Consider the following 19,659-nt stretch of genomic DNA (forward strand, 5'->3'; position numbering starts at 1 on the left):
CGCAACGGGCGGGCACACCTTCCGGTGTGCCCGCCCTTTCGGTTCGATCGATGGCTACTGGTCGCCCCGTGTCTTGGGCCGCGCTTGACCCTGGACTTCCATCTGCAACTGGTAGCGGTCGGATCGGTACCAACTGCGAGTGTGCTCGACCGGTGCGATCTCGCTGAACGACACTCGATCGAAGTACAAGACCGGAGCGCCTTTACGAGTGCCCAGGAGAGTCGCGATCTCAGTACTGGCACCGTCTGCACTGACCGTCTGTTCTGCCCGATCGATCGGCTTGTCGTACCTGTCGGCAGTCGCCCGGTAGATCGACCCTGTCAAGTCCATGTCGAGCAGACCCGGCAACAGTTCAGGATTGAACCAGCCGTCGTCGACGCTCACCGGCTCGCCATCGGCGAGGCGTAAGCGCTTGACGTGATAGCCCTCGGAACCCGGTCGCATATTCAGTGCGGCAGCAGTACTTTCGGGGACAGGACCCTGTTCACTGACCAGGACCACAGTAGTGGGATGGTGCCCCTGGGCACGCATTTCTTCGGTGAACGACGCAAGGTGCAGCTTGGACTGGACGGCACGGTGCGCCACGAAGGTGCCCTTGCCACGTACACGCACGAGATGTCCGTCATTGACCAGTTGTCCGATGGCTTCACGAACGGTGATCCGACTGACGCCGTAGTCCTGCATCAGGTTTCGCTCGCTGGTCATCAAGTCGCCAGGCTGGAGTTCTTGGGTGCACTTGCGCAAGAGAATGGTGCGCAACTGCTCATGTTTGGGTATTGCGCTGTCGCGCAAATGAACGGGCATCACAGCGACTGTCCCTCCGAGAAATGAATAGTCGTCTATTCGCCGACGATATCGATATGAAATCGCGGGCAGGTCCCGACCGGACCGGTCCAATTAACGATACTGGAATTCACGACAGGAAACTAGCACCAGTCCGGAGTTGTCCGTTTTCAACCGTCCAACCGTCGGTAGATGGACCGTATTTCGTCCAAGGCGACGTTCTGCTGAGCCATGTCCAATCCCAGTGCCGCAACCGCCTCGCGCAGCCGTCGGACATCCAGATCGTCGATCGCCGCACGAAAAGGCACGTTCGGTAGCGCCGGCAGCGCGGCCGCGATTCCGAACCAATTCTCGACGTCGAGCGGAACTGTCGACTCGTCTTCCACTCCGCCGATCAACTGCTCCAGGTCGACACCGCGAAGTCTCAGCAACCTCAGCGGATCGGTGTCGATTCGCTCGGCGGTCAAGAACGCCACGGCCGCAGCGTGTTTGCACGGCCAACCGACATCGGGGCAGGTGCAGTCGAAGCGGAAAGCAGACGGGCCGTCCGGTATCAGTTGAGCGGCAAGCATATCGGGGACAGTGCCGGACACCAGTGCGGCAAGGCTTCCCGGCACTCGGCGGATCTTGGTGATGATGTCGTCGATATCCGATTGATCAAGGGTCTCGATCGACAGAGTGGAAACAAATGGCTGCAGTTGACTGCCCTGAACTTCGGCCGTCACCACTCCCGGTTCGATGTCGAGCGCCAAGACCTGGCCCGAACGAGCGTACGTGCGCCCCCGAGTGACACGAGGTTTGTCGCCGATTTCTTCGACGACGCGGACAAAAGCCTTGCCCCAGAACGTCCTCCCGAACGCGGGGCGGGGCTTGACCGGCGCAGGGGCTCGTCGTCGAGGCCCGGTGTACTCACTGAAATCGGGGCCCTTGCCGCGCGCACTCATTCGCCCACCGCGTCGTCGCCGAGTCGCAACAACTCGTCCAGTTGCTCGACGCTCATCTCCGTCACCCAGTTCTCGCCCGTCCCGACTGCAAGTTCAGCGAGTTCGCTCTTACTCGCGATCATCGTGTCGATCCGCTCTTCCAAAGTTCCGACGCACACCATCTTGCGGACTTGCACGTTCTTTCGCTGGCCGATGCGGAACACACGGTCCGTCGCCTGATTCTCCACCGCGGGGTTCCACCATCTGTCGAGGTGAACCACGTGATTGGCCGCTGTGAGATTCAGGCCGGTGCCACCGGCCTTGAGCGAGAGCACCATGATGGGCGGGCCGCCTTCACCTTGGAACGCCTCGACCATGGCGTCCCTTCCGGCTTTCGACACTCCGCCGTGCAGGAACGGAACATCGGTGGTGAACCGGTCGGCCAGGTACGGCACCACTAATTCTCCGAACTCACGAAACTGTGTGAAAAGCAGAACCTTCTCGTCGTCGGCGGTGACCGACTCGACGATGTCCTCGACAAGACCGAGTTTTCCCGAACGGTGTTGCCCGCGGCGCATCATCGGCGATCCGTCGCGCAGGAAGTGCGCCGGATGATTGCACACCTGTTTGAGTTTGGTCAGCGCAGAGAGGACGGCACCCTTGCGCTTCATGCCTTCCGTCCCCTTGATCTGCGCCATCATCTCGTCCACCACCGCGCGGTACAACGCGGCCTGTTCCTCACTGAGATTCGCTCGAACCGTCATCTCCTGTTTCTCGGGTAGATCCGCGATCACGGAGGGATCGGTCTTCACCCGCCGCAGCACAAATGGTGACGTGACGGCTCGCAGTCGCGAGACGGCAAGTTGGTCTTTTTCCCGCTCGATCGGTACGACAAACCGTTTACGGAACATCTGCTCCGAGCCGAGCACCCCTCGATTGGCAAAGTCGAGGATGGACCGCAGCTCGTCCAGTCGGTTCTCCACCGGCGTTCCGGTGAGAGCAACTCGGTGGTCCGCAGGAATGCTGCGAGCAGCGCGCGCCTGAGATGTCTTGGCGTTCTTGATGTGTTGAGCTTCGTCGAGCACCACTCGTCGCCAGTCGAGATCCTTGAGCGCCGCGACGTCGCGAGTCATGAGTGCGTAGGTGGTGATCACCAGATCACTCTCACGAACTGCCTGTTCCAACTCCGCCCCGGTAGCGCGGTCCGAACCGTGATGAACGTAGACACGCAGGCTCGGCACAAATCGCGCCGCTTCACGCTGCCAGTTTCCGACCACCGACATCGGGCACACCAAAAGCGTTGCTGTCTTGGACTTCTCGTGCGCAAGTAGCGCCAACAGTTGCAGCGTCTTACCCAAACCCATGTCGTCGGCCAATACCGCACCGAGCCCGAGAGCGCTCATGTACGCCAACCAGTCGAGACCGCGTCGTTGATACGGACGCAAAGTCGCATTGACCGTCGACGGCACCGCGACCTGCTGCGGAGCCACCGACTGGTCGAGTAAGGCGGAAGCCCATCCGGTTGCCTTCACTTCCTCGACCGGCAGGTCTTTGAGGTCGTCGGCGATCAAGTCCTTGATCAGATCGACAATCGCTCGGTCCCCGCTCGAATGCCGTTGACTGACAAAACGAGCCGCGCGGGCCAGGACGTCTTTGTCCGCCTGAACCCACTCGCCGCGCAACTGGACCAGATCGGACTTCGCATCGACGAGTCGGGTCATTTCCTCGGCGGTGAGAACCTTGTCTCCGAGCGCCAATTCCCAATCGTATTCCAGCAATTGGTCCATACCGACCGTACGATTCTCCGCCACGATAGGAGATGCCGCCGACGTCACCCGCACACGCAGTGAGGGAGATACCACGTTCCACGCACGCGGGAGCAGCAGCGTGATCCCTCGCTCCCGCAAGACAATCGCGCCATGTCCGACCAAGTCCATCACGACAGGAGTGGGCAGCAACAGGTCGAGACTGTCTTCGTCTCGCGGCACGTCGCGAAAACGGGGGTAAGCCTTGATCGCCTCTTCGAGCTTGCGGCTGCCGAGCTGGATGCGTGTGGGATCGGCCCGGTGCAGTCGAACACGCTCGGGTGCTTCGCCTTCGGGACGTAGACACACCTGAAGGCGCCACAGCGCGTCGTCGTCCGGATCGGCATTGTCGTCAAGTTCCGGTTCGATCAGACGCAGAACCAGGTCCGGCTCTCCGGCGGTGAACGTCGAACCCCATTCGGAGAGTCCCTCAGCCGCTCGTACCGACGCTTCGTCGAAAGAGTCTCCGGACAGCACTGCCTGCCACAGCGGGGTCTGCATCACCGGTACCGAGCCACCGAGAACTCGACGAACGATCGGATCCGTGAATTCGTTCGTGATGTCTTCGATCGTCGCCCGCGGCGAGCCAACAGCCCGCTGCACCGGCGGCATGGCAACTACCAGTTCACCGATCCAGGCGCGCTGGCGTTCCCCTACGGACAACTGCCAACGCGGCCACCAATTGCCTTCGGCCCGCGTCAGAGCCGGTACCACTCGCCCAGCACGTACCCAACGGTCGATCCCCCGCGCCACGTGCACGAGAAAGTGCAGGTCGCCGGCGATTCGCTGGTCGTCGGCCTTGAACCGCAGCAAGAGATCGACTGCGTCCGGTGGTGCCACCGCAACAGCTGCGTACTCACTCTGCAAAGGCCCGCCAGGCACGGGCGGCATAGCGACATTCACACGATGACGGAACTTGCGATGCAGGACAGCACTGACCGGATCACGGGGATCGTCGGTCCCGGCACCGTCGTGCCCGTCGACCCACAGTTTGAGCCCCGATCCCGGTGACCAGAGTCCATGCAGCATCCGACCATCCAATCAGGTGCCACCGACACCACTACTCCTCACCACCCTTCCGGACCGCCCTATCGATCTGGCAGGGCAATAGGCTGGCAGGCATGACGACGGCATACGGCTTCACCGAGTACGGCGGACCCGACACACAGTCCTACTTCGACGTCACCCTGCCACCGCCCGGCGCGGGACAACTGCTGGTGTCGGTCCGAGCTGCGGGAGTCAACCCAGCCGACTGGAAGGTTCGCGCTGGCACGCGAAAAGACACCGTCCCGGTGACGCTGCCTGCGGTTCTGGGCCGCGAAGTGTCCGGTGTTGTCATCGGAGTAGGTCCGCGGGTCACCGAGTTCGAGGTCGGCGACGAGGTGTTCGGCGCTACCGCCACCGGCTTCGGCGGATACGCCGAGTCGACATTGCTCAACGTCTCGTCGTCAGCGCACAAGCCACCTACCGTGCCGTGGGCGGACGCCGCGGTGCTGACGGTCGCGGCGGGAACGGCCTACGACGCTCTCCACGATCTCGGCCTCGAGCCCGGGGCGACACTCCTGTTGCTCGGCGCCGGTGGCGGCGTGGGTCGCAGCACGATCGCTCTTGCACTGCCGCAGAGCATCAACGTGATCGGTGTCGCGAGCGAGTCCAAGAGAACCGCGATCGAGGAAGCCGGAGCGCGCTGGGTTGCGTCGGGGGACGGATTTGCCGACGACGTGTCCGCGTTGTCCCCAGTCGGAGTGGACGCGGTTTTCGACCTGGTCGGCGGGGACACTTTCGCCCGCGGTGCCGCGCTCGCACGATCGGGCGCGCCGATCCTGAGCATCGCCGATCCCCTGGCGGCAAGCCGCCTTGGCGGCGGCGGAGTCGAACGCCGAAGGACTACAGCAGTATTCACAGAGGTGGCGGCACTCGTAGCCGATGGGACCCTGAACCCGTTTGTGTCGGGTCGCTACCCCTTCTCCCGCGCTGGTGACGCACTCGCTGCAGTCGAAGACGGCCATGCCGCCGGCAAAGTGGTGATCGAGTTCGGCTGATTCCTGTCGGCCCGCGGTGGTTCAATCACCGTCTACGACGGGCAGGGTTCAATCACCATCTACGACGGGCGGGGGCACAGGTGGTTGCACGGTTATTCGCGATCACGTCGATGCTCGTGCTCGTATGTCTCGTCGCGTCCTGTGGATGGTTCGGGGACGAGCGTCTCGAGTCGGCCCCGGGCAGCCCGACGCGATCGGAACTCGAAGAGTTGCTGTCCCGGACCGCGATCGTCGACAAGCGCCCACATCCGGGTGGATACGAGCGCGGCTGCGGTAACGGCGAGGCCTGCGTCTTCGGCCCCGCTTGGTCCGACGACCAGGACGCACCAGGTGGCCACGACGGGTGCGATACCCGCAACAACGTCCTGGCCCACGATCTCTCGGACGTGGTGTTCAAACCAGGAACACGTGACTGCGTCGTACTGTCCGGTGCGATGACCGACCCGTACTCCGGTGATCACATCGAATTCGAACGCAGCCAGGCCAAGTCCGTCCAAATCGACCACGTCTTCCCGCTCGCCGCGGCCTGGGACTTCGGCGCGAACTCCTGGACTCCTGCGCTGCGGATGAGGTTCGCGAACGACACCTTACTGAACCTGTTGGCCGTCAACGGCCCTGACAACCAGTCGAAAGGCGACAGCACGCCCAGTGACTGGTTGCCGCCCGATCCTGCGTACCGATGTTTCTACGCCGGCAAGTACCTGACCGTCGCGATTTCCTATGGCTTACCGGTCAGCCGAGCTGATCATTCGACCCTGACGGATCTTGCCACTCGCTGCTGATCTAGCGGCAGTCCTTCACCACTCGCCCGCTCTGGATGACGAGTGCGATCCGCTCACGATCGGCAAAGATCGAGAGATCCGTCAACGGATTGCCGCGGAAGGCAACGAGGTCGGCGAACTTACCGACTTCGATGGTGCCGACCTCGTCGGCGATTCCGAGAATGTCGGCGTTGATCCGGGTAGCGGAAATCAGTGCATCCATGGGTGTTTCGACCTTCGCGCGCAGGACCAACTCCATCCCACGGCCCGTTTGATCGGTACCGATGAGGTCGGATCCCAGCCCCACTCTGACCCCGGCATTTCGAGCGGCGAGGAGCCCGTCGATCTGCCCCTGCATCATCTTTCCGATGCGAGCCGAAATCGATTCGGGCAGACCCGCCGACGCCGCACTGTCCGAGAGCGCCTGCACCACAGCCAACGTCGGTACCAAGGCGACGTCGTGCTCGGCCATCAACTTGGCGGTCTCGTCGTCGATATCGGAGCCGTGCTCGACGCATTTGGCGCCGGCAGTGACCGCGTTCCGGATTCCCACGTTGTTGTGGGCATGCACCGTGACATACGTACCGCGCGCATTGGCTTCCTCGACTGCGACTTCGATCTCGTCGACCGTGAACTGCGTGTCGGTGAGCTTGTCATGAGTCGATACCACTCCCCCGGTGACGCAAAGCTTGAGGAAGTCGGCACCCCTGCGGAACGTCTCGCGAACGTTCTTTCGCATTTCGTGCGGACCATCGGAAAGCAGAGACATACAACGCAATCCGGGGATGTCGTGATCGGACCAGTCCGAAGTCGGCTCCCACTCCGCTGCCAGATGTCCGTGTCCACCGGTCTGGCACTGGATCGGGCCGCACTGAATGATCCGCGGTCCCGGAATCTTGCCCGAGGCGACGACCCCGGCCAGTCCGCCGTCGATTCCGCCGCAGTCACGAACGGTGGTGAATCCCCCGTCGAGGGTCGACGCGCAGGTCGCGAACATGTCGGCAGCAAGCTCGGCTACCGAGATCTGACGCCGCAGGCTCGGTGCGAGATCGCTCGATCCACCGAGATGAACGTGTGCGTCGATGAGGCCGGGCGTGATCGTCAGCCCGGTGCAGTCCAGCACCTCCGCTCCCTCGGGTGACGTGCCACCGAGTGCACTGATGCGCCCGTTTTCCACAGCAACAGCGCAGTTCTCGATCGGGTCGGCGCCCGTTCCGTCGATGATCGTTGCACCGGTCAGCCATACGACAGACATATTGAATGTTCCTCCGACGTGTACCGATCGCCGGAAGAATCCGCCGACATACCGAATAGGGTTCGGTTAGTATGATGCATATCGGCTCCCGAAATCAAGAAGTTGCCGTCAATCGATCAAGTCCGAAGATTGCCCGCGAGTCCGAGATTGCCCCGAATCCCTCACCAGGAGAATCGATGCCGCGTCCCACCCAGCCGATACTGAACACCGGCAACATCACCGATGCGGCATTGGACGCTGTCGACGCGACCGGCGACTTCACCATGCCCGGGATCGCCAAGCAACTGAACGTGACTCCGTCTTCGCTCTACACACACATTTCAGGTCGATCCGAGATCGTCGAACTCATGCGCATCCGCGTGATGTCGTCGATCTCGGTCCCCGAACCACCCGCAGGGTGGAGCGAGCGGATCAGCGCGTGGGGGTGGGCGTATCGCCGAGCTGCGGTCGAGCACTGGCGCCTCATCCCGCTGCTCATGACACGAAGCGTCCGTACCGAGGTGACTTTCGCAATCGATACTGCACTGGTTCAAGCATTTTCGGACGGCGGTTTCGATCCGACCGACACTCGTCACGCAATTTCCACACTCGACAGTCTGGTTCTCGGATCAGTCGTGAAACTGTCGACGCCTGACGTCGCATGGACCCAATCCTCCAACCCGAGCGAGATCACGCGTGAGGCTACGACACCACTGCGAACTGACGACACCTTCGACTTCGGCCTGCGAACCCTGATCGCCGGATGGATGGCTCAGCGAGTCGTCCGCCTGTATACCGAACCCCATTCGGATTTTCCGGTCACTTCACGGTGAACGACCTGGTGTGCCAGCCAGTGGCTCCACCGGGAATCGGCGGAGTGCGCTCTTCCACCTGAACGTTCCCGTCCAAGTCCGTCGCTCTGACCTGCACCGTGTGCAAGCCTGAGCCCGCGTCCCACATCCAGGACCATTGACGCCACGTGTCGATCGAGTACTCCTGCGCCAGCGTCGCCGGTTGCCATTCACCGTTGTCGACGCGAACCTCGACCTTCTCGATCCCGCGATGCTGCGCCCAAGCAGTTCCCGCCACAAGCACCTGCCCCGGCTCGATCGGCGCCAAAGCTGCCGGTACCTCGATACGCGAGGACGTCTTGATCGGTGCCTGCGCGCCCCAACCGCGCTGGGTCCAATAGGCCTCGACCTTGTCGAAACGCGTCAACTCCCACTCCGTCACCCACTTGGTGGCGGACACGAAACCGTACAGCCCCGGAACCACCTGCCGAACGGGATAACCGTGCTCGAACGGCAACGGTTCACCGTTCATCGCCACGGCGAGGATCGCGTCGCGGCCGTCCGTGACTATCTCGACGGGAGTCCCGACCGTGAAGCCGTCGACGCTGGTCGAGAGGAGCATGTCGGCGTCGGGATGGACACCGACTTCGTCGAGCAGATCCTTCATGGGGTAACCGATCCACTTCGCATTCCCGGCCAGAACGCCACCTACCTCGTTGGATACGCAGGTCAGCGTGATCACTCGTTCGATCGGCGTTCGCGCCACCAGATCGTCGAACGACAACGTCATCTCGCGGTCCACCATTCCGTGAATCCGTAGTTCCCACGAATCCGTCGTCAGTTGCGGAACAAGGAGCGCGGTGTCGATTCGGTAGAAGTCGTCGTTGGGCGTGATGTACGTCGATGCGCCCGAAATCCCGATGTCCGCACCCGCCGGAATCGGCGGCGCCGGGTCAGCGGCGGTGGGCACGACGAAGTCTTCACGATTCGCCACCGCGCCGGCGATTCTCTGCCCCACGAACTTTCCGGCCGCGCCCGCTGCCGCAGCCACTGCCAACGCCGCACCCGCGAGCAGAAGGAACTGACGACGAGGCAACCACGAGTCGGCGACGCCCGGCGAGAGCGGCACCTCCAGTTGCATTATCAACAACCGCAGGGTTGCGACGCCCGCCACCACACCGACCAGCGTCGGGAACACGTACATCGCATCGGCAGTCGGGCGTTGCATCGCCGCATACACACCAACCGCACCCAGAAGAACGAGGATGACACTGCCGATCGGGCGGCGTCGCCGTTCCAGTAATCCGGCCACCGCGCCGAGCAGAACTATCAAGATCGACATTCCGATGAACAGCGCCGGCTTGTCGTTGGTGCCGAAAGTGTCGATCGCGAACTCTCGGGCCCACGCCGGCGTTCGGTCGACGGTGGTTGCACCTACCGCGTAGAACGGCGATGCGTCCGGGTTGATCGGCAGCGCCACCAGTTCACCGATACCCAGGACGACAGCCGCGGCCAACACTCCGGAGATCGCATGGGCAGCCCACCTACGGCGCGGTGGACGAGATTCGGTGCTCGGGTGCTCGTCGATGTTCTGTGTGACCATGTCGTCTCGGCTCTGTCGGTGCGAGTGGTGCTTCGATCGGATACCCGACATTCGGCGCTGCGGGACATCCGGATGGGTGTCCCTCCTCCATCAAGAACTACCCCGTCGTCGCGATTAGAGTGGGAACGATGACCGTCGACCTCAACAAGGACACGCTGCTGTGCATGTCGCTCTCCGGGCGACCGAGCAATATCGGCACCAGGTTTCACAATTACCTCTACGAGGAATTGGGCCTGAACTTCGTCTACAAAGCCTTCACCACCGAAGACGTACCCGCCGCGATCGGCGGCATACGCGCACTCGGGATTCGAGGATGCGGGGTGTCGATGCCGTTCAAGGAACAGGTCATCGAGCACATCGACGTCATGCACGATTCGGCCAGTGCTATCGACTCCGTGAACACGATCGTCAACGAGTCCGGAGTGCTGCACGCCTACAACACCGACTATCAGGCGGTGGCCGATCTGCTGCGTGACAACGACGTCGACACGAGCCTGTCCGTCGCTGTCGCCGGAAGTGGCGGCATGGCCAAAGCAGTCGTCGCTGCGGTGCGCGACACCGGGTTCACCGATGTCACGGTGATCGCACGCAACCGGGAAGTAGGGTCAGCGCTCGCGAAGCAGTACGGCTTCGAGTGGCACGCAGAGCTGGGCGAGTTGCGTCCCGGTGTGCTGATCAACGCGACTCCGATCGGCATGTCCGGCGGCGCGGAAGCAGATGCATTGTCGTTTCCCGAACGAGCAGTGCGCGCAGCCACGGTTATCTTCGATGTCGTCGCGATGCCCGCGAACACACCACTGATCGCGTTGGCGACCGAACTCGGCAAGACGGCGATCACCGGAGCATCGGTCATCGCTCTGCAGGCTGCCGAGCAGTTCGTTCTCTACACCGGTGTGCGTCCGAGCGCGGAGCAGATCCAGCGAGCGTCGGAATACTCACGGGCCTAGGACCACGACGCCGTGAACGAGACCGGGGAGACTCCACCTCAACAACTCGCGCGGAACTTCAACGAGTTGTTGCAAGAACTGCGCGTCGCGCTCTCTGGTGTGCAGATCCTGTTCGCCTTCTTGCTGGCCGTGGCATTCACCGAACGCTACGAGGAAGCGTCGGCGTACATCCGCGGCATCCACTTGGTGACGGTGATCCTTGTTGCCATCTCGTTCGGGTTCCTGATGGCACCCGCGGTCTGGCATCGCATGCTTTTCCGCCGTGGGCACCGCGAGAACATATTGCCCGTGGCCAACCGATTCGCCCTGTGCGGCATAGCCTTTCTGGCCGCCTCCATGACCGGCACGGTCCTGTTGATCGCCGAGGTCGCCGTCGGCGGAGTTGCCGCAAAGGTTTTGGCAGCGTGCGCCGCGATCATGTTCACGGCACTGTGGTTTCTCGTGCCGTCATTCATCGATCGCACCAAGAGCTGACTCAGGCTCCGGTGTCGACGGCGCGAGTGCTGTCGTTCGACCACTGTGACCATGAGCCCGGGAACAGAGTCGCGTCGTAACCTGCGATCGCGAGCGCCGCAATCTCGTGCGCTGCAGTCACTCCGGACCCGCAGTACACCGCCACCTTGTCTCCGACGCCCAGTCCGGCGAACCGCTCACGCAGGCCGTCCGCATTCACGAACCGACCGTCGCCGGTGATGTTCTGTGCGGTCGGCGCGCTCACCGCACCGGGGATGTGCCCTGCGACGGGATCCATCGGCTCGACCTCGCCGCGGTACCGCTCCCCCGCTCGGGCGTCGAGAAGCACACCGCCCGCACGCGTCCAGTCGCCGACGCCGTCGATGTCGACAGTCGGCATGTTGCCGCCGGTGAAAGTCACGTTGCCTTCAGTGACCGACTCACCGATACCGGCCGCCAACGGCAGTCCCGCGGACTCCCAGGCCTGTAGCCCGCCGTCGAGTAGTCGGACATCCGAGAGCCCGGCCCACCGCAGCAGCCACCAACCACGGGCAGCGGCCGTGTTGCCGGTGGCGTCGTAGAGCACCACCGAATCACCGTCGTCGATTCCCCAACGACGCGCAGCGTCCTGCAGGTCTTCGAGACTCGGCAGCGGGTGCCTTCCCTTTTCCGGCGACGGCGGCGAGGCAAGTTCCTCGTCGAGGTTCACGAATACCGCGCCGGGAATATGGCCGTCGCGAAAATGTTGCTCGCCGTTCGAATCACCCAGCGCCCATCGGACATCGAGCAATCGCGGCGCAGCGCCGGCCTCGATGAGAGCGGACAGTTCTTCGACGTCGATCAGCACGGGAAGTGTCATGAGCCCATCCTGACACGAACTCTCACGCAACCCCGAAGAAGGCACCGAGGCCCACCAACAACACGCCCGTCACCACATCGATCCTCTTGCCGACGCCAGGGCGACGCAGCTTCTTGCCGGCTCCGGCCGCCAGCACCACCACGATCGCCCACCACAACGCTGCGGCGACGACCGTCGCGCCCGCCAACATCAACGTGCGCAGCCCTGCGCCTTCACCCGGCTCGATGAACTGCGGGAGGAGTCCGAGAAAGAACAACAACGCCTTCGGGTTCAGCAAGTTCGACAGGAATCCGTAGCGAAACGCCGTGGTGGCGGCAATCGGTTCCTTTGCCGCCGGAATTCCCTCGTCCGAGGCTCTGGCTTTGAATGCACTTCGGATCGCCGAGATGCCGAGCCAGGTCAGATATGCCGCCCCGGCGTACGTGAGCGCGGAGAGCAACTGCGGACGCGTCGCGACGAGGGCGGAAAGACCCAGTGACGCCGCAGCGGTGTGAACGAACAGCCCCGAGATCACGCCGGCAGCCACCACCGCGCCGGTCCGACGATCTGCCAGAGAATGACGCAGGATCAGGACAAAATCCGGTCCCGGCGTGAACAGGACGATGGATAGCAGGGAGCCGAAAGCGAGCCATTGACCGACACTCATCCGAAATACCTCACACCCGAGCTGATTCGAGACACATGTTCATGCCAGGAGTGTGCAACTGGATCCGGGAAGTTCAAAACGACTCCGGATATAGTTCGGCAGATGACGAAGAATGAGCCTCTGGATCCGGTGGACTGGAAGATTTTGGCCGAATTGCAGAACGACGCGTCGATCACCAACAAGGTGTTGGCCGATCGAGTCGGTTTGGCGACGTCCTCGTGCCACGAGCGCGTACGACGCCTACGCGCCAACGGGACGATCAGCGGCATTCATGCGGTTGTCGACCCGGCTGCGGTGGGTCGGTCGATGCAGGCGATCATCGCCGTGCAATTGCGACCGCACCGCCGCGACCTCGTCGACCGCTTCACAGCCGACGCGCTCGCATTGCCGGAAACCCTTGCCCTCTTCAACGTCTCGGGCCCTGAGGATTTCTTCCTCCACGTCGCGGTCCGCGACAGTGCTCATCTACAACGAGTACTGATCGACCACCTCGCCGCGCACCCCGAGGTCTGGCACGCCCAAACGCACCTCATCTACGGCAAAGCGGTCACCTCGCCCATCCGACCGGACAGGTAATTCGCGCCCCGAGGTGGTCGGGCAGAATCACTGACCATGTCGGACTCCACAGAAACAACCGAACCGGAAGCCGTTCGCAGCAACTCACAACCGATGAGCGCAGGCATCGTCACGGCCCTCGTCGGCTTCACCAGTTCGTTCGCGGTGGTGCTCACCGGACTCGCCGCCGTCGGTGCGGACGCAGCCGAGGCGGCGTCCGGTCTGTTGGTTCTGTGCGTGACCCAAGCATTGGGAATGCTCTGGCTCTCACGCCGGTACCGGATGCCGATCACCCTCGCCTGGTCGACGCCCGGTGCCGCTCTGCTCGCCGGCGCGGGTGCGGTCGAGGGTGGGTGGCCGGCCGCGGTCGGCGCCTTCGTCGTCGTGGGAATCGCGATAGTTCTGACCGGATTGTGGCCGACGCTCGGAAGAGTCATCTCGGCAATCCCGACGCCCCTCGCGCAGGCGATGCTCGCCGGAGTTCTGATGCCGCTGTGCCTGGCGCCGATCATCGCCGTCCGGGACGCACCGGCAGCGGTCGCACCGGTCATCCTGGTCTGGCTTGCGGCGCAACGCTTCTCCAAGCGATGGGCGGTTCCGCTCGCGTTTCTCACCGCGGCGATCGTGATCGGGATCAGCCTCGTCACGTCGGATCGCGCGCTCGACGCCGGCGCCATGATCCCCCGCATCGATCTCACCGCGCCGTCGTGGACCTGGCAGGCGATGATCGGCATCGCCGTTCCGCTCTACATCGTCACGATGGCTTCGCAGAACATTCCCGGTGTGGCGGTGATGAATTCGTTCGGATACACCGTTCCCTGGCGACCGTCGATGATCGTGACGGGTATCGGCACCATCGTCGGCGCTCCGGCCGGTGGCCACGCGATCAACCTCGCGGCAATCAGCGCAGCCCTGGCCGCCGCCCCCACCGCACATCCGGATCCCAAACGCCGATGGATCGCTGCCTTCACCGCAGGCTGGGCGTATCTCGTTCTCGCTGCGGGCGCGGCCGCCGTGGCCGCTCTGGTAGCTGCCGCTCCGGCCGGCGTCGTGGAAACTGTTGCCGGACTGGCACTCCTGGCAACACTGGCCGGTGCCCTCACTTCGGCGCTGAGCGAGGCGAGTGAACGTGAAGGCGCCGTGGTCACGTTTCTGATCGCCGCATCCGGCGTCAGTATCCTGGGAATCGGTTCGGCATTCTGGGCACTGCTGGTGGGACTGATCGTGCGTGCCGTCCTGCAGGGCACCACCCTGCCCTCACTCTCGCGAAAGTCCTCACTACAGTCGAAGCCGTGAGCACAGCGCAGACGCCCCCGTCGATCAGCGAGTTTCCCGTCCTCTGGCCCGTCCCGACGCGGTGGGACGACAACGATCACTACGGCCACGTCAACAACGTGACCTACTACTCGTACTTCGACACCGCGGTCAACGCCTGGCTGATGTCGTCCACGGGAACTGACATCCGCAACCTGCCTGCTATCGGCGTCGTCGCCGAGACGTCGTGCCGGTACCTGAGCGAACTGTCGTTCCCCGAGCAGTTGCAGGTGGGTATCTCCGTCGAAAAGCTGGGCACCAAGAGCATCGTCTACTCCCTCGCGATTTTTCACGAGGTCGACGGCGGCAATTGGGAACCCGCTGCCAGCGGACGCTTTGTTCACGTCTACGTCGACGCTGACACCCGCAAGCCGGTGGAGATCCCGGCCGCCATCAGATCGGCAGCCGGGACCTTGACCGGAAGCTAGCTCAGACCGAGCTGATCTGCCGTCAAGACGGCGCGTGCAACGATTCCGTCGATCAGCGTGACCGTCGGCCCGCCGTGCTCAGCCTTGTTGCGCGGATCGTCGAGAATGCGTCGCAGCACGCCCTCGGCGATGATCGAGAGCTTCCACAGAGCGAGTACGTGCCAATATCCGACAGCTGACACGTCGCGGCCGGTCGCCTCGACGTAGGCAGCGACCAGCTCGTCACGGTTCGGGAAGCCTTCCAACGTGGACGCCATGAACGGACCGGCAACTTTGTCACCGGCTTCCGGCCAGTACGCGAGGAGCGCACCGAGATCCGCGAGTGGCTCCCCCAACGTGCACAGCTCCCAGTCGACGACGGCAACGATGCGTCCCTCGACCGGATCGGTGATGACGTTGTTGAGGTGGAAGTCGCCGTGGACCAAGGTCACTTCGCTCTGTTCCGGAATGTTTCGGTGCAGAATCTCGGCCAACCGGTCGACGTCGGGAACATCGCGGGTCTTCGACTTCTCCCACTGCGCCGACCACCGTTTGAGCTGACGCTCGGCAAAGGGCTTGCGGCTGGCCAGATCGTCGAGGCCGGTCTCTTCCAGGTCGACCCCATGGATGCTCGCGAGGGTTTTCGGCATCGCCAATCCGACCGCACGACGCTCGTCCTCGGTCAGCTTCTGAGCCACCGGTACGCCGTCGATCACGACGCCGTCGATGTAGCTCATGAGAACCAGCGGAGCGTCCGTGATCTCCGGGTCTTCCGTGATGCCGAGAATCTTGGGAACGGGCACTTTGGTGCCCTGGAGCGAGGACAGAATGCGGTGCTCACGAACGACGTCGTGCGCTGACGCCAACAACGTGCCCAGTGGAGGTCTGCGCAGTACCCACCGTCCTCCGCCCGCATCTGTCACGGAGTAGGTCAGGTTCGATTGCCCGTTACCGATCCTCTCGAAAGTCAGTGGTGTCGTGGCGCCGACCCCCAGTTCGGCGATCCACGCGGAAACAGCTTCTTCGTTCAAACCGACTGCAGTCACCGCACCGATGCTAGCGGTTGATTTCCGATCGGTTGGCCGTACCGACACGTTTGTTACTCGCCAGTTCGCAATTCCGGCCTTGATACAGCGGTGAAAACACTTGCGGATTTCCCGATCAGGGGGATCCTGATGGTAGAGCGACAACTGCATACAACACATCGGGATTGTGCGGCGTACTCACGAGGCGCGCCGGGCATGAGCAGAAACCGAGGTGAGCGAAGATGATCGACAACCTCGATTATCCGGTCCAACTCATCCAACCGAACGGCGCACGCGTGTGCCGTCCCGAATTCGACCGTCTCATAACAGACATCGGGCCCGACGAACTGCTGTCGTTGTATTGCGATCTCGTCGTGAGTCGCCGAATCGACACCGAAGCTGTTGCCCTGCAGCGTCAAGGCGAAATAGGGTTGTGGGCTCCGATGCTCGGCCAAGAAGCCTCGCAGGTCGGTTCCGCGAGAGCGCTTGCCCCCGACGACTTCGCCTTCACGAGCTATCGCGAACATGCCGTCGCGTACTGCCGGGGAGTTCCCGCCGAACTGCTGACGACCATGTGGCGCGGAATCTCCCATTCAGGCTGGGATCCAGCACAATTCAACGTCACCAATCCGGCGATCGTCGTCGGCTCCCAAGGTCTGCACGCCACCGGATACGCACTGGGCGCGCATCTGGACGGCGCCGAGATCGCGACGATCGCCTACTTCGGTGACGGCGCCTCTAGCCAAGGCGACATCGCCGAGGCGATGGGATTTGCCGCCAGTTTCCGTGTCGGCGTTGTCTTCTTCTGCCAGAACAACCAGTGGGCCATCAGTGAACCGGTATCCCTGCAGTCCCGCACACCCATCTCACATCGGGCGATCGGTTACGGCATTCCGGCGATCCGCGTCGACGGTAACGACGTCCTCGCCGTTCTCGCAGTCACGCGCTCGGCGCTCAATCGCGCACGCGAAGGCAGCGGCCCGACGTTCATCGAGGCGATCACCTGCAGAATGGGCCCGCACACGACGTCCGACGATCCGAGCAGGTACCGCACCGATACGGATATGTCGGAGTGGAGAAACCGCGACCCGCTGGAGCGAATGCGTCTGCTCCTCGGACATCGCGGCCTTCTCGATGAGAACGCCGTCACCACCATCGCGGCGGCCGCCGACGACGTCGCAGCCGGGCTGCGACGCGCAACCATCGCACTCGCCGATCCGCACCCGTCAGCGCTGTTCGATCACGTCTACGTCGAGGCACACTCGTTGATCGACGCTGAACGCGAAGAGCATCGCGTGTATCTGGGCAGCCTGGAAGGGGCTCTGTCATGACCGTCATGAATCTGGTGACCGCGCTCAACGCCGGCCTGAGACGCGCACTCGAAGACGATCGTCGCGTGGTGATCATGGGAGAGGACGTCGGCCGTCTCGGCGGCGTATTCCGGGTTACCGACGCCTTGCAGAAGGACTTCGGCGATACCCGGGTGATCGACATGCCGCTCGCCGAATCAGGGATCGTGGGAACAGCTTTCGGCTTGGCTTTGCGCGGATACCGTCCGGTCTGCGAGATCCAGTTCGACGGTTTCGTCTACCCGGCCTTCGATCAGATCGTGTCCCAGGTGGCAAAGATCCACTACCGCACCCGAGGTACTGTGACCGCACCACTGACCATCCGGATTCCCAGCGGCGGCGGAATCGGTGCGGTGGAACATCATTCGGAATCACCGGAAGCGTACTTCGCTCACACCGCAGGGCTGCGGGTGGTGTATCCGAGCAATCCGGTCGACGGTTTTCACATGATCCGACAGTCGATTGCCGCGGACGACCCGGTGATTTTCCTCGAACCCAAACGGCGCTACTGGGACACCGCCGACGTGGATACCGATGCCGCGCCTGAGCTTCCGCTCTACCGTGCCCGCGTCGCCCGCTCAGGAAACGACGCGACAGTGGTTGCGTACGGATCCATGGTCACCACCGCACTCGACGCCGCGCGGATCGCCGAAGAAGAAGGCCACGACCTGGAAGTGGTGGATCTACGTTCGCTCTCCCCCGTCGACTTCGACACGATCGAGGCGTCGGTGAACAAGACGGGCCGACTGGTCGTCGTCCACGAGGCTGCGAAGTTTCTCGGCGTCGGCGCCGAAATCGCAGCACACGTCGCGGAACACTGCTTCTACCAGTTGGAGTCGCCGATCCTGCGGGTCACCGGATTCGACATCCCCTATCCGCCCGCCAAGCTCGAGCAGTTTCACCTTCCGGACGCGGACCGGATCCTCGCGGCGCTCGACCGGACGCTGGCGGCATGAGTACAGCGCAGGAATTCCGATTGCCGGATCTCGGAGAGGGCCTGACTTCCGCAGATCTGGTCGAGTGGACGGTCAAGGTCGGCGAGACTGTGGCACTCAATCAAGTTCTCGCCCAGGTAGAGACGGCCAAAGCTCTTGTCGAACTACCATCGCCCTATGTCGGCGTTGTCAGAGAACTCCTCGTCGAACCTGGCACCACTGTTCCGGTCGGCACTCCGATCATCCGTATCGAGGGGCCTGCCGATCCACGTGATCCCCAGTCGCCGAATGTGCTGGTCGGGTACGGACCGACGGCTGAGCAACCGAGTCGGCGACGGAGCAGGATCGCGCCGCACCCGCAGCCCCGGCCGACACCGGAGCGACGGCCCGCAACACCCTCGGCGCGACGCGCGCCGCGTGAAGCAGGAGTCGATCTGAGTGAGATCCCCGGAAGCGGGTTCGACGGCGCCGTCACCGCGGCTGACGTCGCAGACGCGCTTCACTCAAAGGCGCCGTTGGATAAAGCGGCACAGCCGACCTCATCCGGCATACGGAAACAGATGGCGTCGGCGATGGTTGCCAGCACCCGCGCTCCCCAGGCCAGCGTCTTTCTCACTTCCGATGTCACGGCGTCGACGGAACTGCTCGGCAGGCTCCGTTCCTCGGACGCGTTCACCGGGCTGTCCCTCACTCCACTGACTCTCGCGGCCAAGGCATTGGTGACCGCAATCGCGTCGCACCCGATGGTGAACGCGCATTGGGACGAGGCTCGCGGCGACGCCGTCATCGACGATCACGTGAATCTCGGCATCGCCGTGGCCGCCGAGCGTGGGCTGTCCGTGCCCAATATCAAGAGCGCCGAGACCCTGAACCTGGTTCAACTCGCCCGCGCCGTGACCGCACTGACTGTCGCTGCCCGCGCGGGAGTGACCGACGTCCATCACCTGACCGGTGGCACGGTCACGATCACCAATGTCGGAGTCTTCGGCGTCGACGGCGGCATTCCGCTTCTCAATCCAGGAGAAGCCGTCATCCTCTGCCTGGGCTCGGTGAGCGAGCGTCCGTGGGTGATCGAGCGCAAGATCGAAGTGCGGAGCGTCGTGACACTGACGTTGACGTTCGACCACCGCGTGCTGAGCGGTGAGCAGGCCGCGAGATTCCTCTCATTTGTCGCGGAGATGCTCGCGGACCCGGACCTGTTGCTGTCTCACCTGTAAAAAGGAACGA

19 protein-coding genes are annotated in these 19,659 nt (G+C 63.2%); 11 read left to right on the forward strand and 8 right to left on the reverse strand.

Annotated features, from left to right (window positions below; all coding sequences use genetic code 11):
* Positions 1-54: 54 nt before the first annotated feature.
* From ACFQ6H_RS24550 to ACFQ6H_RS24560, 3 genes are all read right to left on the reverse strand, one after another.
* Positions 55-804 carry a GntR family transcriptional regulator gene (locus ACFQ6H_RS24550; RefSeq protein ID WP_378549304.1) on the reverse strand — a complete coding sequence of 250 codons (750 nt, stop codon included), beginning with the start codon at positions 802-804 and terminating at the stop codon, positions 55-57.
* 149 nt (positions 805-953) lie between these two features.
* The gene (locus ACFQ6H_RS24555; protein WP_378539424.1) at positions 954-1,727 is read right to left on the reverse strand and encodes an SWIM zinc finger family protein; all 774 of its coding nucleotides are present in this window, start codon (positions 1,725-1,727) and stop codon (positions 954-956) included.
* Positions 1,724-4,540, reverse strand: a complete 2,817-nt coding sequence (locus ACFQ6H_RS24560; protein ID WP_378649140.1) for a DEAD/DEAH box helicase — start codon at positions 4,538-4,540, stop codon at positions 1,724-1,726. The genes ACFQ6H_RS24555 and ACFQ6H_RS24560 overlap by 4 nt, the downstream gene beginning before the upstream one ends.
* A gap of 92 nt (positions 4,541-4,632) precedes the next feature.
* Between ACFQ6H_RS24560 and ACFQ6H_RS24565 the strand changes: the two genes are divergently transcribed.
* Positions 4,633-5,553, forward strand: coding sequence for an NADP-dependent oxidoreductase (locus ACFQ6H_RS24565; RefSeq protein WP_378649142.1), 921 nt, complete (start codon positions 4,633-4,635; stop codon positions 5,551-5,553).
* An 80-nt stretch (positions 5,554-5,633) separates the two neighbouring features.
* Positions 5,634-6,335 (forward strand): HNH endonuclease family protein, encoded by a 702-nt coding sequence (locus ACFQ6H_RS24570; RefSeq protein WP_378649144.1) that lies wholly within the window; start codon positions 5,634-5,636, stop codon positions 6,333-6,335.
* A gap of 1 nt (position 6,336) precedes the next feature.
* Here ACFQ6H_RS24570 and ACFQ6H_RS24575 read toward each other — a convergent pair whose 3' ends face one another.
* A complete protein-coding gene (locus ACFQ6H_RS24575; RefSeq protein ID WP_378649146.1) occupies positions 6,337-7,569 on the reverse strand; it encodes an amidohydrolase family protein in 1,233 nt (410 codons plus the stop codon).
* Between the two features lie 176 nt (positions 7,570-7,745).
* On the opposite strand from ACFQ6H_RS24575, the gene ACFQ6H_RS24580 reads away from it, so the two are divergent.
* Positions 7,746-8,381: a TetR/AcrR family transcriptional regulator C-terminal domain-containing protein gene (locus ACFQ6H_RS24580; protein WP_378649148.1), complete on the forward strand. Its 636-nt coding sequence runs from the start codon at positions 7,746-7,748 to the stop codon at positions 8,379-8,381.
* Here ACFQ6H_RS24580 and ACFQ6H_RS24585 read toward each other — a convergent pair.
* On the reverse strand, positions 8,368-9,942 hold the full coding sequence (locus ACFQ6H_RS24585) for a molybdopterin-dependent oxidoreductase (protein ID WP_378649150.1): 1,575 nt from the start codon (positions 9,940-9,942) through the stop codon (positions 8,368-8,370). The two genes, ACFQ6H_RS24580 and ACFQ6H_RS24585, sit on opposite strands and share 14 nt — an antisense overlap.
* A gap of 128 nt (positions 9,943-10,070) precedes the next feature.
* Between ACFQ6H_RS24585 and ACFQ6H_RS24590 the strand changes: the two genes are divergently transcribed.
* Both ACFQ6H_RS24590 and ACFQ6H_RS24595 read left to right on the forward strand, forming a co-directional pair.
* A complete protein-coding gene (locus ACFQ6H_RS24590; RefSeq protein ID WP_378649152.1) occupies positions 10,071-10,889 on the forward strand; it encodes a shikimate 5-dehydrogenase in 819 nt (272 codons plus the stop codon).
* A gap of 12 nt (positions 10,890-10,901) precedes the next feature.
* On the forward strand, positions 10,902-11,363 hold the full coding sequence (locus ACFQ6H_RS24595) for a DUF6328 family protein (protein WP_003941357.1): 462 nt from the start codon (positions 10,902-10,904) through the stop codon (positions 11,361-11,363).
* A 1-nt stretch (position 11,364) separates the two neighbouring features.
* Here the strand turns inward: ACFQ6H_RS24595 and ACFQ6H_RS24600 are convergent, their stop codons facing one another.
* Complete coding sequence (locus ACFQ6H_RS24600) at positions 11,365-12,201, reverse strand: sulfurtransferase (protein ID WP_378649154.1); 837 nt, start codon at positions 12,199-12,201, stop codon at positions 11,365-11,367.
* Between the two features lie 22 nt (positions 12,202-12,223).
* On the reverse strand, positions 12,224-12,847 hold the full coding sequence (locus ACFQ6H_RS24605) for a LysE family translocator (protein ID WP_378539414.1): 624 nt from the start codon (positions 12,845-12,847) through the stop codon (positions 12,224-12,226).
* A 102-nt stretch (positions 12,848-12,949) separates the two neighbouring features.
* Here ACFQ6H_RS24605 and ACFQ6H_RS24610 point away from each other — a divergent pair, with 102 nt between their 5' ends.
* From ACFQ6H_RS24610 to ACFQ6H_RS24620, 3 genes are read left to right on the forward strand one after another with little or no spacing between them, the layout of a single operon-like run.
* A complete protein-coding gene (locus ACFQ6H_RS24610) occupies positions 12,950-13,423 on the forward strand; it encodes an Lrp/AsnC family transcriptional regulator (protein ID WP_003941284.1) in 474 nt (157 codons plus the stop codon).
* A gap of 36 nt (positions 13,424-13,459) precedes the next feature.
* Entirely contained in the window at positions 13,460-14,698 is a 1,239-nt protein-coding gene (locus ACFQ6H_RS24615) for a benzoate/H(+) symporter BenE family transporter (protein ID WP_378549337.1), read from the forward strand.
* Positions 14,695-15,144, forward strand: a complete 450-nt coding sequence (locus ACFQ6H_RS24620) for an acyl-CoA thioesterase (RefSeq protein WP_378549340.1) — start codon at positions 14,695-14,697, stop codon at positions 15,142-15,144. The genes ACFQ6H_RS24615 and ACFQ6H_RS24620 overlap by 4 nt, the downstream gene beginning before the upstream one ends.
* Here ACFQ6H_RS24620 and ACFQ6H_RS24625 read toward each other — a convergent pair.
* Positions 15,141-16,169 (reverse strand): phosphotransferase family protein, encoded by a 1,029-nt coding sequence (locus tag ACFQ6H_RS24625; RefSeq protein ID WP_378640166.1) that lies wholly within the window; start codon positions 16,167-16,169, stop codon positions 15,141-15,143. The two genes, ACFQ6H_RS24620 and ACFQ6H_RS24625, sit on opposite strands and share 4 nt — an antisense overlap.
* A 221-nt stretch (positions 16,170-16,390) precedes the next feature.
* Between ACFQ6H_RS24625 and pdhA the strand changes: the two genes are divergently transcribed.
* From pdhA to ACFQ6H_RS24640, 3 genes are read left to right on the forward strand one after another with little or no spacing between them, the layout of a single operon-like run.
* Positions 16,391-17,479, forward strand: a complete 1,089-nt coding sequence (gene pdhA, locus ACFQ6H_RS24630; RefSeq protein ID WP_378649156.1) for a pyruvate dehydrogenase (acetyl-transferring) E1 component subunit alpha — start codon at positions 16,391-16,393, stop codon at positions 17,477-17,479.
* The gene (locus tag ACFQ6H_RS24635; RefSeq protein WP_378640161.1) at positions 17,476-18,453 is read left to right on the forward strand and encodes an alpha-ketoacid dehydrogenase subunit beta; all 978 of its coding nucleotides are present in this window, start codon (positions 17,476-17,478) and stop codon (positions 18,451-18,453) included. The genes pdhA and ACFQ6H_RS24635 overlap by 4 nt, the downstream gene beginning before the upstream one ends.
* Positions 18,450-19,649 (forward strand): dihydrolipoamide acetyltransferase family protein, encoded by a 1,200-nt coding sequence (locus tag ACFQ6H_RS24640; RefSeq protein WP_378649158.1) that lies wholly within the window; start codon positions 18,450-18,452, stop codon positions 19,647-19,649. The genes ACFQ6H_RS24635 and ACFQ6H_RS24640 overlap by 4 nt, the downstream gene beginning before the upstream one ends.
* Positions 19,650-19,659 lie beyond the last annotated feature (10 nt).

Source organism: Rhodococcus sp. NPDC056506 (assembly GCF_042794945.1).
Taxonomy (GTDB): domain Bacteria; phylum Actinomycetota; class Actinomycetes; order Mycobacteriales; family Mycobacteriaceae; genus Rhodococcus_F.